Here is a 15,225-nt window from a genome sequence, read left to right as displayed (position 1 = left end):
GACCCGCAGGGTCCATCGAGGTCGACAATGCACGCCAAGAGACGCTTGCTGTGCGCAAGCCTGTTCTACGCTTCAGCGCTCCTGACATCCGGCCAAGCCTGGGCCGCGACAGCCCCGGACATCAAGGGGCTCTGGCTGACCACGGATTTCCCGTCCCTGACGCTGCATGCCGGCGACACCACCTCCCTCGGCCTGACGCTGTACAATTACGGGCTGGCGCCCCAGCGCACCGAGCTCAACGTCGCCGAGAAGCCGCAGGCCTGGAGCGCCGTGATCGAGGGCCAGGGCAAGCCGGTGAACGCCGCCTTCGCGGACTATGACGGCCGCGCCACCCTCTCCCTCAAGCTCGATATCCCCAAGGACGCCAAGCCCGGGGACTACAAGCTGCTGATCGATGCCGCCGGCACGGACGCCAGGTCCAGCCTGCCCGTGACCGTGCACCTGGAGCCGCCGCTCGCCGCCAAGCTCACGGCCGAGCCCAAATTGCCGGTCCTGAAGGGATCGCCGAAGTCGAGCTTCGACTTCAGCGTCCATGTCGTGAACGACAGCGCCACCGACATGCTGGCGACGCTGACGGCCGAGGCCCCGGCCGGCTTCGACGTGGCCTTCAAGGAGGGATATGGCAGCCAGGAGCTCACCAGCATCCCGCTGAAGGCCGGCGAGGCCAAGGACATCTCCGTCTCGATCAAGCCGACCCAGGACACACCGGCCGGCGACTACCCCGTGACGATGAAGATCGCCGGCGCCGGCACCGAGGCGACGGCCAGGCTCACCCTCGACGTCAGCGGCCAGCCCTCGCTGAGCCTCGCCGGCGAGGACGGGCGGGTCAGCGGCAACGCCTATGCCGGCCGGGAGCGGAGCTACACGCTGGTGCTGCGCAATTCCGGCACCGCCGCGGCCCGCGACCTCTCCCTCAACGGCTCGGCGCCGCCGGACTGGAAGGTGAGCTTCGAGCCGGCGCATATCGACGCGCTCCAGGCCGGCGCCGAGCGCACGGTCACGGCCCTGGTCACGCCCGCGGCGAAAGCCCTCGACGGCGACTATGTCGTCTCCTTCAGCGCCTCCGGCGACGGCGCCTCGCAGTCCGCCAGCTATCGCGTCACCGTCCTGACCTCGACGCTGTGGGGCGCGACCGGCATCGGGCTGGTCGCCGTCGCCGCGCTCGTGCTCGTCGGCGCCGTCGGCAGGTATGGCCGGCGATGAGCGAGCCCATCATCGCCACGCAGGCGCTGACCAAGCGCTACGGCCAGGTCCTCGCCGTCGACCGGCTGGACTTCGCGATCGAGCCCGGCGAGGTGGTCGGGCTGCTCGGCCCCAACGGCGCCGGCAAGACCACCACCATCCTGATGCTGCTCGGCCTGACCGAGCCGACCTCGGGACAAGCCCGCGTCGCCGGCTTCGACCCGCTGCGCGCCCCGCTGGAGGTGAAGAGGCGGGTCGGCTACATGCCGGATTCGGTCGGCTTCTACGATCATCTCAGCGCCGACGCCAATCTGCGCTACGGTGCCGAGCTCGCCGCCCTTCCGGCCGGGGAGATCGAGGCGCGGATGACGGCGGCGCTGGAGCGGGTGCGGCTGGCGCAGGTGCGCCGCCGGCCGGTGCGCACCTTCTCCCGCGGCATGCGCCAGCGCCTGGCCATCGCCGAGATCCTGATGAAGCGCTGCGACATCGCCATCCTCGACGAGCCGACCAGCGGCCTCGACCCGCAGTCGACGCAGGAGTTCCTTGCCCTGATCCGCTCGCTCAAGCAGGACGGCATGACCATCCTGCTGTCGTCCCACCTCCTGGACCAGGTCCAGTCGGTCTGCGACCGCGTCGCGCTGTTCAACCAGGGCCGCGTCGGGCTGACCGGCCGCGTCGACGCGCTGATCGCCGAGGTGCTCGGCGGCGCGCATGTCGTGCGGATCGAGGCCCAAGGCGAGGGGCTGGCGCCGCGCCTGCGGGCCATTCCCGGCGTCACCGCCGTGACCGAGGAGGCCGCCGGGCGCCTGCGCATCGAGGCCGGCGCCGACGTCCGCGCCGCGGTGGCGCGGACGGTCTGCGAGGCCGGCGGCGCGCTGCTCGGCCTCGAGGTCGGCCAGGCCAGCCTGCACGACGTCTATGCCAGCCATTTCGCGGAGGTGCGCCATGCGGCGTAGCGGCTCGCCCTGGACCGGCCTCGGCGCGATCATCCGCAAGGAGCTCGCCGACAATCTGGGCAGCACCCGGATGTTGCTGCTGGAGCTGCTGATCTGCATCGCCGGCGTCGCGGCGATCCATCAGGCGGCCACCGGCCTGCGCCAGGAGATCGGGCAGGACCGCTTCATCTTCCTGCACGTCTTCACCGTGGCGCAGCCGCCCCTGCCCTCCTTCGTCGCCTTCCTCGGCTTCCTCATCCCGATCGTCGCCATCGCCCTCGGCTTCGATAGCGTCAACGGCGAGTTCAGCCGCCGCACCATGAGCCGGATCCTGGCGCAGCCGATCTATCGGGACGCGCTGCTGCTCGGCAAGTTCCTGGCGGGCCTGGCGACGCTCGCCGTGGTCCTGCTCAGCCTCTGGCTGATCGTCACCGGCTGCGGCATGGTGATGCTCGGCCTGCCGCCGAGCGGCGAGGAAGCGCTGCGGACCATCGCCTTCCTGCTGGCGGCGATCGCCTATGGCGGCGTCTGGCTGGCGCTGGCGATGGCGCTCTCCATCGTCTTCCGCTCAGCCGCCACCGCGGCGCTCTGCGGGCTCGCCATATGGCTGATCCTCTCCTTCTTCTGGCAGATGATCGTTGCGCTGCTGGCGCCGCTGATCGTCACGCCGGACCCGTTCGACCCGATGTCGCAGCTGCGCGCCGTCGAGGTGGCGCTGGACCTGGCGCGCCTGTCTCCCAACACGCTGTTCGCCGAGACGGCGCAGGCCCTGCTCAATCCGGCGGTGCGCGCCCTCGGCCCGGTGCTCTCGACCCAGGTGGAAGGCGCGCTCATCGGCCAGCCCCTGCCCTTCGACCAGAGCGCCCTGCTGGTCTGGCCGCAGCTGTCCGGCCTGATCGCGGCCTGCGTGGTGCTGTTCACCGTGGCCTATCTCCTGTTCCAGAGGCAGGAGATCCGGGCCTGAGCAGGATTTCCCGGATCGGCCCCCCGATCCGGGAAATGCTGCTAGAATCCTCCGATCGAGCCGGGTTTCCCGGCCTGCCTGCGGGCGGAGCCGGCAAGTCCCGGCTCGGCGCGCGGCCGCGGCGATCGCAGAGGCGTGGAAGATCGCATGAGAATTCTCGTCATCGAGGACGACTCGCAGACCGCCGACTACGTCGCCAAGGGCCTCCGGCAAGCCGGCCAGGTCGTCGACGTCGCCACCAACGGGCCGGACGGCCTGTTCGCCGCGGGCGAGGCCTACGACGTGCTGGTGGTCGACCGCATGCTGCCCGGCATCGACGGGCTGTCGCTGGTCCGGAAGCTGCGCAGCCTCGGCGTGCGGACCCCGACCCTGTTCCTCACCACCATGGGCGGCATCGACGACCGGGTCGAGGGGCTGGATGCGGGGGCCGACGACTACCTCGTCAAGCCCTTCGCCTTCACCGAGCTCTCCGCCCGCATCAATGCCCTCGCCCGGCGCCCGCCGCTCGTCGAGGTGGAGACCCTCCTGCGCGTCGCGGACCTGGAGATGGACCTCCTGAAATACCGGGTGACCCGCGCCGGCCGGGAGATCCAGCTCCAGCCGCAGGAGTTCAAGCTGCTCGAATATCTCATGCGCAACGCCGGCCGCCTCACCACGCGGGCCATGCTGCTGGAGAGCGTCTGGGGTTTCCATTTCGACCCCAAGACCAGCGTCGTGGAGACGCATGTGAGCCGCCTGCGCAGCAAGATCAACGGCGACGACAGGCCGGATCTGATCCACACCGTCCGCTGCGCCGGCTATATCATGCGCGCGCCCGATGAGACCGTTTGACCTGTCGCCGTTCAAGACCTCGATCTTCAGGCTGACCGCCGTCTACGTCCTGCTGTTCGCCCTGTCGGTGGGCGTCCTCTTCACCGTGGTCGGCTATGTCACGCGCAACTCGATGCGCTCGCAGATCTCGGCGACGGTCGAGCGCGAGGCGGCAGCGCTCGCGCAGGAATACGGCCAGGCCGACGGATCCGCCGCCACCGAGATCGTCAAGCGCCGGCTGCAGCGCGGCGCCTTCTCCTATTTCCTGCTCCAGGGCGCCGATGGACGGCTGATCGCCGGCAATATCAGCCCGGTCAGCATCGAGCCCGGCCTGCACGACGTGCTCGTCCACCGCCGGCGCGATGCGGCGCATCCCGAGCGGGGCGAGGAGGCCGAGGCGCGTCCGGCCATCGCCTTCGGCATCAGGCTCGGCGACGGCAGCTTCGCGGTGGTGGCCAACGACGCGGAGCGGATCGCCCAGGTCGAGAGCGCCATCGGCACCGCCTTCGCCGCCGGCGGCAGCGTGTCGGCGCTGCTCGCCATTCTCGGCGGCATCCTTCTCAGCGCCGGCTTCGTCCGGCGCATCGACGCCGTGAACCGCACGGCGCGCGACTTCATGGCCGGGCAGTTCGACGCGCGCGTGCCCGTCGCCGGCCGCAAGGACGAGATCGGCCAGCTGGCGGCCAACCTCAACGCCATGTTCGACAGGCTGCAGCAGGCGATGGAGAGCCTCAAGCAGCTCTCCGGCGACGTGGCGCACGACCTGCGCACCCCGCTCTCGCGCCTCAGGCAGACGCTGGAGGTGGCGCGCGCCACGGCGACCAGCACCGCCGAGTTCCGGGCCGCCATCGAGGCCGCCATCGCCGAGGCCGAAGCCATCCTCGACACCTTCTCGGCGCTGCTGCGGATCGCGCAGATCGAATCCGGCTCGCGCCGCCGGGGCTTTGCGCCGGTCGACCTCTCGGCCCTGACGCGGCTGGTCGCCGAGACCTACGGCGTCGTCGCCGAGGATGCCGGCCACGCCCTCACCGCTTCGATCGAGGACGGCGTCCGCGTCCAGGGCGACCGGGAGCTCCTGCTGCAGCTGTGCTCCAATGTCGTGGAGAACGCCATCCGTCACACGCCGGCAGGCTCGGTCATCGCCCTGCGGCTCGCCCACGAGGGCCGGGACGCCGTCCTCGTCTTCGCCGACACCGGGCCCGGCATCCCGGAGCAGGACTATGGCAGGATCTTCCGGCGCTTCTATCGCCTGGAGGCGAGCCGCACCACGCCGGGCAACGGCCTGGGCCTTGCCATCGTCGCCGCGATCGCCGAGCTGCACGGCGCGGCGATCACCCTCTCCGACAACGGACCCGGCCTCGCCTTGTCGATCCGTTTCCCCGCTCCGGACCACGGCGGCCTCGCACGCCGGTCTTGACCGGGGCCGCGGTCAGGCCCTGCGGCTGCCGGGCCGCCGGTCGAGATAGTAGACGCATTGCAGGATGCGGAAGAGGTCGTGGATGGCATTGCCCTCGGTGCACAGGACGTCGCAATCCCGGCAGGCGATCCTGATGGTCCTGTCGACCAGGCGCTCCGCCCGGTCGACATCGCCGCACAGATAGAGCGCCAGGCCGCAAAGCTTGGGCAGTGCGCCGGCAAGTTTCCGCTCCAGGAGCATGGCAGAACTCATCGGATCCTCCTGATCCTCGTCCGTCCGATGGTGCGGCGGCAGGCCCGCCGATCCTGGCGGCTCGGGCGGGCTTCGTCGCCGGTCACTGCGCGGCGGCCGATCTGACCGGCTGCAGCGTCGCCTCGGCCAGCCGGTCGGCGCAGATCTCGGCGACACCCCCGACCTCGGGCATCGAGCTGGGAAGCTTGGCCCACCCGCCCTTGTCGATGACGCCGCTGCGCAGCCAGCTGTCGGTGTTCTTCAGGGCCGCCAGCTTGGCGGCGGCATCCGGCGCGGCTTCGAAGCGGCTGACGCAATAGGCGGCCGCGAACTCCCTGCGGGCATCGCGTGCCGAATCGGCGCTCATCGCAGCCGCCGTGCTGCCGGTGACCCAGCCGCCCCAGGTGAAGCCGACGATCATCGTCCCCAGCACGCAGGCGACGCCCGACCCGAACCAGGCCGCCTTCGACGGCCGGTACGCCCTCCAGGCTCGAAACAGATCCGATAGCGTTCCCATCGCTCGTTCTCCCGCTGTCGCCGCTGTCCGCGAGCGACCGATGCCAGGAGAGCACAGCCGAGCTTGGGGCCGGTTTGCCGGTGGATTAACTTTTGTTAAGCAATCGGCAGGAACCCAAGAAGGCCCCGCTACCACAGGCCCGGGATCAACCGGTAGTGCACCCGCGCGGCATAGTCGTCATAGCCCTCGAGCTGGGCGCGCAGGGCCTTCTCCTCGATCGGGATGCGGATGCACAGCAGGGCCATCAGGCCGGCCGAGAAGACGAGGCCCCACCAGGAGCCGAGCAGCAGCGGCGTGCCGACGAAGAAGAAGATGCTGCCGAAATACATGGGGTGGCGGACGAGGGCGTAGGGACCAGTGGAGATCACCCGCTGGCCGCGCTCCTTCTGCACCTTCACCACCGGCGCGGCGAAGCTGTTCTCGCGCATCGTGCGATAGCCGATCCAGGACGAGACGAGCAGGCTGAGCGCCCCGACCGCCTGCACCCAGGCCGGCACGAAGGACCAGCCGAAGCGGACCGCGTCGAGCCCCATGACCACGAGCCAGGCGAACATCAGCGCGAAGAGAGCGCTGGTCAGCACTTTGTCGGCCGCAACCTGGCCCTTCTGCACCGGCGGCTTCAGCCGCTCCGCGATCAGGCCCGGATCGCGCCGGCCGATATCCGCCCCCATCACCAGGCCGAGGCCGGCCATTTCCGCCAGGAACACCCAGGCGCCGGGCCAGTCCAGGGTGCCGGCGGCGAGGAACAGCAGCACGCCCATGACGCCGAACCACAGGAGCGTGCTCAGGATCAGCCTGGCGATCATGACGATCTCCCACCCGCTGCCGGCCTGGCTTGGCCCGGACCGACCACTGGTCTATCATACCGACCATCGGTCTGTTCCGCAACCACGGAGGCGCCCCATGCCACGCATCGTCCGGCATCCCGAGCTGCGCCGCGGCGAGATTCTCGACTGCGCCCAGGCGCTGTTCCTGACGCGGGGCTACGACCATGCCAGCCTCAACGACGTCATTGCCGCGGCCGGGCTCTCCAAGGGCGCCTTCTACCATTACTTCGCCTCCAAGGAGGCCCTGCTCGAGGCGCTGGCGGAGCGCCTGGCCCGTCAGGCGCTCGTCCGCATCCAGGACGTGCTCGACGAGCCCGGCCTCGATGCCCTCGCCCGCCTCAACGCTGTGCTGACGCGCTCGCGGCAGGCCAAGCTGGAAACCCTCGCCGTCACGTGGCCGCTGTTCGAGACCCTGTTCCGGCCGGAGAACCTGGTGCTGTTCCACCGCATCAACGGGGCGGCCAGCGCCCTGTTCCTGCCGATCCTGGCCGGCATCGTCGCCAAGGGCGTCGAGGACGGCACCTTCGATACGTTCGATCCCGAAGGCGTGGCGGAGATGATGCTGCAGCTCGGCGCCGCCACGCACGGCATCATCGCCCGGGCCATGGCGGAGGCGGGCGACATGGCGGCGGCGGTGCCGGCGCTCGAGCGGCGGGTGCAGCTCTACGCGCTCGCCCTCGACCGCATCCTCGGCCTCCCCGACGGCAGCATCCGCCTGACGGAGCCCGGCCATGTCGAGGCCGTGATGACGGCCCGGCGCATGAACGCCGGTCGCTGATCTTTGATCACGGGTCGCGGATCACGGGAGAGCAAGGCCCTTGCCACCTTGCGAAAGCGCACGCCGCCGCCACATGATGCGTGATGACTGATGCGCCGGAGGGATGGCTCGATGCGGACGACGATCGTGATCGATGACGATGTTCTCGTCGCCGCAAAGGCAATGGCGGAACAGCAGCGGCAGAGCGTGGGCAAGATCATTTCCGACCTGGCACGGCGTTCTCTCCGCAAGCCACCTTCCGGCCAGGAGCGCAACGGCATTCCGCTGCTCGCATCGCGCGCCGACGGATCGCCCGTGACGCTCGACATCGTCAACGCCCTTCGTGACGAGACGCCGTGACGTTCCTGCTCGACGTCAATGTCCTGATCGCCCTGATCGATCCCAACCATGTTGCCCATGACCCGGCGCATGCGTGGTTCCAGCAGATCGGACATGAGAATTGGGCGACATGTCCTCTCACCGAGAATGGGGTCATCCGGATCGTCGGCCATCCGAAATATCCCAACACGCCAGGATCGCCGGCAGCCGTAGCCGCCATTGTCGGCAGGCTCCGCTCGCTGCCCGGTCACTCGTTCTGGCACGACGACATCAGCCTCGTCGGCTCGGAGCATCTCGATCCCCAACGGATCCTGACCTCGGCGCAGGTGACGGACAGCTATCTTCTGGGCCTAGCCAAATCGCGCAGCGGAAAGCTCGCTACCCTGGACCGCCGCTTGTCCACAGCAGCCGTCAGAGATGGAGGAAGCGCCCTGTATCAGATCACCGGCCCCTGACCGTCCGCAGCGCGCGAGGCAGCAGGCTTCGCCCGTCCCGCTTCAGGCGCCCGCGCCTACAGCCCCTCCTCCCCCCAGATCCCGACCCGGCCGCGCCGGGCCTCGTCCGCGGCGGCGGCGAGCTCCTGCGGCGCCTTGGCGCTCGCCTTGGCGAAGCCGTCCCGCACCATGCGCACCGAGAGGGCGAGACCGGCCCCGCCGCACTCGATCAAAGTCACCGCGCCGTCGCTGCCGGTCTGCCGGCAGGCCAGCGTCTTGCCGGCGAGCTCCCGGCGCAGGGCGACCAGCCCGCGCCGCCCGCAGGCGGTGCGGGAGCCCTGCGGGCTCTTGCAGATATGGTCCGGCGGGATCGGCTCGAGCCCGTCCAGGCGGTAGGTCTTGCCGTTGATGACGAAGCTGGCGCTGTCGACGGTGCGGAAGCTCGGCGGCACCGTCAGGGTGAGGTCGTAATGCACGGCCGGCGGCACGGCGGCCGCCGCGACGCGCGGGAAGTGACGCTCGCTCGGATCCACCCGGCGGGGCACGGAGGGCCACAGCTCCTCGTGCGGATCCTCGGAGCGCACGGCGGCGGGGGATGCCGGCACGGCCGCCCGCACCGCGGCCGGGGCGACCTTGGGCGCCGCGGCCGGCGCCGCTGCCCGCGTCACGGCCGCCGGGGCGGGGCTCGCCTGCGGCAGTGGAGCCGGCGGCCGCGGCAGGGCGACCATCGCGAGCAGCGCCAGGCCGCCGAGCGCGCCGGCGGAGAAGAGGTCGGACAGGGCGCCGGCGGCGCCGTCACGCCTAGGACCGGATGTGCCAATCGCCATTCCACATGCCCCGCTTCTGCGAGCGGGCCTCCTCCATCACCTGCACGAAGGCCTGCTCGCCGTCGACCGGGCGCAACCATCCCAGGCCCACCAGGATCCCGGCGAGATTGCCGCCATTGATGGTGCACACCGCCCCCGGCTCCTCGCCGGGCTCGGGCCGCGCCGAGGCGCAGGCCACCCGCCGGTCCTTGAGGGCGTTGTTGAGCGCCGCCCGGGCATAGAGGCCGCAGGCCCACAGCCCGCCGTCGGCGTCGACGCAGACGGCATTGCGCGGCGGCCCCTCGACTCCGGCGAGCTTGAACTGGTGGTCGTTCGACTTGAACGTATCGGCGCTGACGACCTCGAACGGCGGCAGGACCGGGCTGAACGCCCCCAGCAGCGGCCTGGGCGCCTTGCCGGCATCGGACCGGTCCGCCTTCTCGGCCGTATTGGCGCGCTGCGGCGCCATCCCCGGCGCGAAGGCGGCCTGGTCGGACTTGTCCGCCGCATTGGGCTGCTCGCGCCCCGGCGCCGGCCCGATGGACTCGGGCAGGCCGCGCACGACCACCACCACCAGGGCGACGAGCAGGAGGAGGCCGACGAGCGCGGCGGCCCTGACGAGCACGGTCGGGAATTTCGGTCGGACGGCCTTCATCGCACCGGAAACCATGACCTGACGCAACCAAACCACTCGCCCGGACGGATCTCTGCCGAAGGGTAACGACGCCGATTATGCGTCGAACGCGGCGGGATTGCGAGACGGACGCGACGCATCCCGGCCGCCGGCAGGATCGGCGCCAGCCGATAAGATGCGGTAAACGAGGAACGGCTGTTCTCGGCCATGGACGGCCTCCCCGCATTTGACAGGGCCGCCGCTGCCCGCCGATCCTGCCGCCATGCCCGATTCGCCCGCCGTCGCCCTCACCCACCCCGCGCTCGCCCTGGCCGGCGTCCGTCACGGCTTCTTCACACGCCGGGGCGGCGTCTCCGAGGGCATCTATGCCAGCCTCAACGGCGGCCAGGGCTCCGCCGACGATCCGGCGCTGGTGCGCGAGAACCGCCGCCGCATGGCCGACGCCCTGGGCGTGGCGGGCGAGCGCTTCGTCACCTGCTACCAGGTGCATTCGCCCGACGTGATCACGGTCGTCGCGCCCTGGACGCGCGAGACCGCGCCCAAGGCCGACGCCATGGTGACGCGCGAGAAGGGCCTGGCCATCGCCGTCTCCACCGCCGATTGCGGCCCGGTGCTGTTCGCCGATGCCGAGGCCGGCGTGGTCGGCGCCGCCCATGCCGGCTGGAAGGGCGCCTTCACCGGCGTGCTGGAGGCGACGCTCGCGGCGATGGAGGGGCTCGGCGCCACGCGTGCCGGCACGGTGGCGGTGCTCGGCCCGATGATCTCGAAGACCGCCTACGAGGTCGGCCCGGAATTCGTCGCCCGCTTCGTCGAGGTCGATGCCGCCAACGCCGCCTTCTTCGGGTCGAGCCCCCGCGAGGGCCACGCCATGTTCGACCTGCCCGCCTATATCCGCGCCCGCCTGACCGGCGCCGGCATCGGGCGCTTCGAGGACATGGCGCTGTGCACCTATGCCGACGAGGAGCGCTTCTTCTCCTATCGCCGGGTGACCCACCGCCGCGAGCCGGACTATGGCCGGCTGCTGCACGCCATCGCCCTGGCCTGAATCCTGCGAGCGCCAATCCAGCAACGCCATGCCCCATTTCAGCGCCGACGAATATGCCGCCCGCCTGCAGGGCCTGCTCGCCGCGATGGCCGAGCGCCGGCTCGACGCCATGCTGCTGTTCGCGCAGGAGAGCATGTACTGGCTGACCGGCTACGACACGTTCGGTTTCTGCTTCTTCCAGTCGCTGGTGGTGCGGGCCGACGGGCGCATGGCGCTGCTGACCCGCTCGGCCGATCTCAGGCAGGCGCAGCAAACCTCCATCGTCGGCGACATCCGCATCTGGACCGACCGCCGGGATGCGACGCCGGCCGAGCAGCTCCTCGCCGTGGTCGGGGACCTCGGCCTCGCCGGCGGCCGGCTCGGAGCCGAGTTCGACACGCACGGCCTCACCCACGCCAATGGCCGCAAGCTCGAGGCCGCCTTCGGCGCCGACCGGCTCGTCGACGCGTCCGACATCGTCACCCGCCTGCGTGCGGTGAAGTCGCCGGCCGAGATCGCCTTCGTCCGCGAGGCGGCGCGCCTCTCCGACGCGGCCGACGCCGCCGGCCTCGCCGCGGTGCGGGCCGGGGCGGACGAGGGCGAGATCCTCGCCGCCCAGCACAATGCCGTCTTCGCCGCCGGTGGCGACTATCCCGCCAACGAGTTCATCATCGGCTCGGGCCGCGACGCCCTGCTCTGCCGCTACAAGTCCGGGCGGCGCCGGCTCGACGCCCGGGACCAGATCACGCTCGAATTCGCCGGCGTCTGGCGCCACTACCACGCCGCGCTGATGCGCACCGTGGTGGTCGGCGAGCCCAGCCCCCGGCATCTCACGCTCTACGCCGCCGCGCGCGAGGCCCTGCTGGCCTGCGAGGCCGAGATCCGGCCGGGCCGCACGGCCGGCGACGTCTTCGCCGCCCATGCCCGCGTCATGGACGCGCACGGCCTGGCCGAGCATCGCCTCGCCGCCTGCGGCTATTCCCTCGGCGCCAAGTTCACCCCGTCCTGGATGGACTGGCCGATGTTCTACGAGGGCAACGACTGGGCGCTGGTTCCCGGCATGGTGATGTTCGCCCACATGATCATCATGGATTCCGACAGCGCCACCGCCATGTGCCTCGGCCGCACCTCGCTGGTCGGCGAGGCCGGCAGCCAGGTGCTCAACGGCGCCGATATCGGGCTGCAGCGCTGCTGAGCGGCCCGGCGCGGGAGCGTCGCGCCGAGCCATGCGCCTGATGCAAATCCGCAACCCTTCTGTGAACTCTTCGTGACGCGCCATTGTCCCGCCACGATCACCTTGGTAAGAGCCGCGCCAAGGCGTGACATTTGAAGGTGTTCCACATGGCGGCGGGCGACCGTGGACGCGGGTCTGGCGAGATCAAGCTCGTCTGCGGCAACTCGAGCCGGGGCCTGGCCGAGGCGATCTCCGCCTATCTCCAGGTGCCGCTGACCAAGTGCTCGGTCCGGCGCTTCGCCGACATGGAGATCTTCGTCGAGATCCAGGAGAATGTCCGGGGCGCGGACGTCTTCGTCATCCAGTCCACGTCCTTCCCGGCCAACGACCACCTGATGGAGCTCCTGATCATCATCGATGCGCTGCGCCGGTCCTCGGCGCGCCGCATCACCGCGGTGATCCCCTATTTCGGCTATGCCCGCCAGGACCGCCGCTCCTCCGGCCGCACGCCGATCTCGGCCAAGCTCGTCGCCAACCTCATCACCCATGCCGGCGCCGACCGGGTGCTGACGATGGACCTGCACGCCGGCCAGATCCAGGGCTTCTTCGACATCCCCACCGACAACCTCTTCGCCGCGCCCGTCATGGAGCGCGACATCAAGGCGCGCATGGACACGCGCAACCTGATGGTGGTCTCGCCCGACGTCGGCGGCGTGGTGCGCGCCCGGGCGCTGGCCAAGCGCATCGACGCGCCGCTGGCCATCGTCGACAAGCGGCGCGAGCGCCCGGGCGAGAGCGAGGTGATGAACGTCATCGGCGACGTCTCGGGACGCACCTGCATCCTGATCGACGACATCATCGACAGCGGCGGCACCCTGGTGAACGCCGCCGAGGCGCTGCTGGAGAAGGGCGCCAAGGACGTGCTCGCCTACATCACCCACGGCGTGCTGTCGGGCGGCGCGGTCGCCCGCATCGCCTCCTCCAAGCTGCGCGAGCTGGTAATCACCGATTCGATCATGCCGACCGAGGCGGTGCGCGTCGCCGAGAACATCCGCGTCATCTCGATCGCGCCGCTGATCGGCGAAGCCATCGGCCGCACCGCCTCGGAAGAGAGCGTCTCCAGCCTGTTCAACTGAGGCTGTTCCGGCCGGCGCCCCGTATCGGGGCGTCACGCGTCTGTCACCGCCCTGTCTTATCCGGCTAGGCCCATCGGCTCGGACGATTCGAGCCGCCGGAGGATGCCGGACGTGAGCACAGTCGAGACCGCTCGGACCCGCGAAGACGCCGCCGCCAGCAGCCGCCGCCGCATCAAGGGCGCGGTGGAGCACCACCGGCTCCTCTCCTTGCGCGGCCTGCAGGACCGGCTGTTCACCCTGGCCTTCAGCGGCCTCGTCTACGCCCAGATCTGGGAGGATCCCGAGATCGACATGGAGGCGCTGGCGCTGAAATCGACCGACCGCCTCGTCGCCATCGCCTCGGGCGGCTGCAACGTGATGAGCTACCTCCTGGCCGATCCCGCCGCCATCACCGCGGTCGACCTCAACGCCCATCACGTCGCGCTCAACCGCCTCAAGGTCGCGGCGGCGCGCCACCTGCCCGACCACGCCGCCTTCTACGACCTCTTCGCCCGCGCCGGCATCGCCGCCAACCTTGAGACCTATGCGCGGCTGCGCCCGGCGCTCGACGCGGAGACCCGCGCCTACTGGGACGGCCGCGACGCGCTCGGCCGCCGCCGCGCCCGCTACTTCACCAAGAACCTCTACCAGCACGGGCTGCTCGGCCGCTTCATCGGCTTCGGCCATCTCGTCGGCCGCCTGCACCGCATCGATCCCAGCATCCTGCTCTCCGCGCGTGACCGCGAGGAGCAGCGGGCCATCTTCGAGCGGCGCATCGCCCCGCTGTTCGACCGGGCCCATATCCGCTGGTTCGCCCGGCGCCGCGCCTCGCTCTATGGCCTCGGCATCCCGCCGGCCCAGTACGATTCCCTGGCGAGCGGCGGCGACATGGCCACGGTCCTGCGCGGGCGGCTGGAGCGCCTGGCCTGCGACTTCGACCTCGCCGACAATTATTTCGCCTGGCAGGCCTTCGGCCGCGGCTACAAGCCGGAGGGCGACGGGCCGGTGCCGCCCTATCTCGGCCGCCAGGCCTTCGAGACCGTCCAGGCCCGGGCCGACCGCATCGAGGTCCGCCACGTCAACCTGATCGACCATCTGCGCTCCTGCCCCGCCGGCAGCCTCGATGCCTATGTGCTCCTCGACGCGCAGGACTGGATGACCGACGAGATCCTCACCACGCTCTGGCAGGAGATCACCCGCACCGCCCGGTCCGGCGCGCGCGTCATCTTCCGCACCTCGGCCGAGGAGAGCCTGCTGCCCGGCCGCGTGCCCGACATCATCCTCGACCGCTGGGCCTATGACCGCGAGCGCTGCCGCGACTTCACCGCGCGCGACCGCTCCGCCATCTATGGCGGCTTCCACCTCTACACGCTGAGGCCGCTGCAGTGACGGATCATGCCCCCCTCGCGGCCGCCGCCTCCGCCGCCGAGGCGATGGACGGCATCTATCGCTGGCAGCGCTGGATCTACGACCTCACCCGCAAATACTACCTGCTCGGCCGCGACCGGCTGATCGCCGATCTCGATGCGGCGGACGGCGCCAGCGTGCTGGAGATCGGCTGCGGCACCGGCCGCAACCTCGTCGCCGCGGCCCGTCGCTATCCCGACGCCCGCCTGCACGGCTTCGACATCTCGGGTCAGATGCTCGACACGGCCCGGCGGGCCTTGCTGCGCCGCGCGCTGAAGCAGCGCGTCACGCTCGGCCGCGCCGACGCCACCACCTTCGATCCCGCCATGTTCGGCCGGCCGGCCTTCGAGCGGCTCTATATCTCCTACACCCTGTCGATGATCCCCGGCTGGCGCCTGGCGGCGGAGCGGGCCGCGGCGGCGATCGCCCCCGGCGGCAAGCTGCTGATCGTCGATTTCGGCCAGCAGGAAGGCCTGCCGCGCTGGTTCAAGGCGCTGCTCTTCGCCTGGCTGCGGCGCTTCCATGTCCACCCCTCGGCGGAGCTGCCCGGCGTGCTGGCCGACATCGCCGAGCGCCACGGCCTCGCCCTGGACTGCCGCTCGCTCTATCGCGGCTATGCCGTCTATGCCGTGCTGCGGCGCCCGACCTGAGC

18 protein-coding genes are annotated in these 15,225 nt (G+C 70.7%); 13 read left to right on the top strand and 5 right to left on the bottom strand.

Features of this window, described 5'->3' with window-relative positions; translation table 11 throughout:
• Positions 1–27: 27 nt before the first annotated feature.
• From QO011_RS33460 to QO011_RS33440, 5 genes are all read left to right on the top strand, one after another.
• Positions 28–1,203 (top strand): COG1470 family protein, encoded by a 1,176-nt coding sequence (locus tag QO011_RS33460; RefSeq protein WP_307282266.1) that lies wholly within the window; start codon positions 28–30, stop codon positions 1,201–1,203.
• Complete coding sequence (locus QO011_RS33455; protein ID WP_307282265.1) at positions 1,200–2,138, top strand: ABC transporter ATP-binding protein; 939 nt, start codon at positions 1,200–1,202, stop codon at positions 2,136–2,138. Before QO011_RS33460 ends, QO011_RS33455 begins: the two co-directional genes overlap by 4 nt.
• A complete protein-coding gene (locus tag QO011_RS33450) occupies positions 2,128–3,081 on the top strand; it encodes an ABC transporter permease (RefSeq protein ID WP_307282264.1) in 954 nt (317 codons plus the stop codon). The genes QO011_RS33455 and QO011_RS33450 overlap by 11 nt, the downstream gene beginning before the upstream one ends.
• A gap of 147 nt (positions 3,082–3,228) precedes the next feature.
• On the top strand, positions 3,229–3,912 hold the full coding sequence (locus tag QO011_RS33445; protein ID WP_307282262.1) for a winged helix-turn-helix domain-containing protein: 684 nt from the start codon (positions 3,229–3,231) through the stop codon (positions 3,910–3,912).
• Positions 3,899–5,308: a sensor histidine kinase gene (locus QO011_RS33440; RefSeq protein WP_307282261.1), complete on the top strand. Its 1,410-nt coding sequence runs from the start codon at positions 3,899–3,901 to the stop codon at positions 5,306–5,308. The genes QO011_RS33445 and QO011_RS33440 overlap by 14 nt, the downstream gene beginning before the upstream one ends.
• Before the next feature lie 12 nt (positions 5,309–5,320).
• Here the strand turns inward: QO011_RS33440 and QO011_RS33435 are convergent, their stop codons facing one another.
• From QO011_RS33435 to QO011_RS33425, 3 genes are all read right to left on the bottom strand, one after another.
• Complete coding sequence (locus tag QO011_RS33435; protein WP_307282259.1) at positions 5,321–5,560, bottom strand: hypothetical protein; 240 nt, start codon at positions 5,558–5,560, stop codon at positions 5,321–5,323.
• 82 nt (positions 5,561–5,642) lie between these two features.
• Positions 5,643–6,056 carry a hypothetical protein gene (locus QO011_RS33430; RefSeq protein ID WP_307282256.1) on the bottom strand — a complete coding sequence of 138 codons (414 nt, stop codon included), beginning with the start codon at positions 6,054–6,056 and terminating at the stop codon, positions 5,643–5,645.
• Between the two features lie 128 nt (positions 6,057–6,184).
• Complete coding sequence (locus QO011_RS33425; protein ID WP_307282255.1) at positions 6,185–6,862, bottom strand: methyltransferase family protein; 678 nt, start codon at positions 6,860–6,862, stop codon at positions 6,185–6,187.
• Between the two features lie 97 nt (positions 6,863–6,959).
• Here QO011_RS33425 and QO011_RS33420 point away from each other — a divergent pair, with 97 nt between their 5' ends.
• The 3 genes from QO011_RS33420 to QO011_RS33410 all read left to right on the top strand — a co-directional run bounded on the left by QO011_RS33420 (position 6,960) and on the right by QO011_RS33410 (position 8,434).
• Entirely contained in the window at positions 6,960–7,661 is a 702-nt protein-coding gene (locus QO011_RS33420; protein ID WP_307282254.1) for a TetR/AcrR family transcriptional regulator, read from the top strand.
• Positions 7,662–7,772: 111 nt separating this feature from the next.
• The gene (locus QO011_RS33415) at positions 7,773–8,000 is read left to right on the top strand and encodes a CopG family transcriptional regulator (protein WP_307282252.1); all 228 of its coding nucleotides are present in this window, start codon (positions 7,773–7,775) and stop codon (positions 7,998–8,000) included.
• Entirely contained in the window at positions 7,997–8,434 is a 438-nt protein-coding gene (locus tag QO011_RS33410; protein ID WP_307282250.1) for a TA system VapC family ribonuclease toxin, read from the top strand. Before QO011_RS33415 ends, QO011_RS33410 begins: the two co-directional genes overlap by 4 nt.
• A gap of 56 nt (positions 8,435–8,490) precedes the next feature.
• On the opposite strand, the gene QO011_RS33405 is transcribed toward QO011_RS33410, so the two are convergent.
• Entirely contained in the window at positions 8,491–9,240 is a 750-nt protein-coding gene (locus QO011_RS33405) for a thermonuclease family protein (protein ID WP_307282248.1), read from the bottom strand.
• Entirely contained in the window at positions 9,215–9,874 is a 660-nt protein-coding gene (locus QO011_RS33400) for a thermonuclease family protein (RefSeq protein WP_307282247.1), read from the bottom strand. Before QO011_RS33400 ends, QO011_RS33405 begins: the two co-directional genes overlap by 26 nt.
• A 241-nt stretch (positions 9,875–10,115) precedes the next feature.
• On the opposite strand from QO011_RS33400, the gene pgeF reads away from it, so the two are divergent.
• From pgeF to QO011_RS33375, 5 genes are all read left to right on the top strand, one after another.
• Positions 10,116–10,898, top strand: coding sequence for a peptidoglycan editing factor PgeF (gene pgeF / locus QO011_RS33395; protein WP_307282246.1), 783 nt, complete (start codon positions 10,116–10,118; stop codon positions 10,896–10,898).
• 28 nt (positions 10,899–10,926) lie between these two features.
• A complete protein-coding gene (locus QO011_RS33390; protein WP_307282245.1) occupies positions 10,927–12,072 on the top strand; it encodes a M24 family metallopeptidase in 1,146 nt (381 codons plus the stop codon).
• Positions 12,073–12,218: 146 nt separating this feature from the next.
• Entirely contained in the window at positions 12,219–13,187 is a 969-nt protein-coding gene (locus QO011_RS33385) for a ribose-phosphate pyrophosphokinase (protein WP_307282243.1), read from the top strand.
• 102 nt (positions 13,188–13,289) lie between these two features.
• On the top strand, positions 13,290–14,555 hold the full coding sequence (locus tag QO011_RS33380) for a BtaA family protein (RefSeq protein ID WP_370882049.1): 1,266 nt from the start codon (positions 13,290–13,292) through the stop codon (positions 14,553–14,555).
• Positions 14,552–15,223: a class I SAM-dependent methyltransferase gene (locus tag QO011_RS33375; protein WP_307282241.1), complete on the top strand. Its 672-nt coding sequence runs from the start codon at positions 14,552–14,554 to the stop codon at positions 15,221–15,223. Before QO011_RS33380 ends, QO011_RS33375 begins: the two co-directional genes overlap by 4 nt.
• Positions 15,224–15,225: the final 2 nt, after the last annotated feature.

This window comes from Labrys wisconsinensis, from assembly GCF_030814995.1.
In the GTDB taxonomy this organism is placed as follows: Bacteria; Pseudomonadota; Alphaproteobacteria; order Rhizobiales; family Labraceae; genus Labrys; species Labrys wisconsinensis.
The sequence above is the reverse complement of the archived record's forward strand: the minus strand, read 5'-3'. Positions and strand labels throughout refer to the sequence as shown.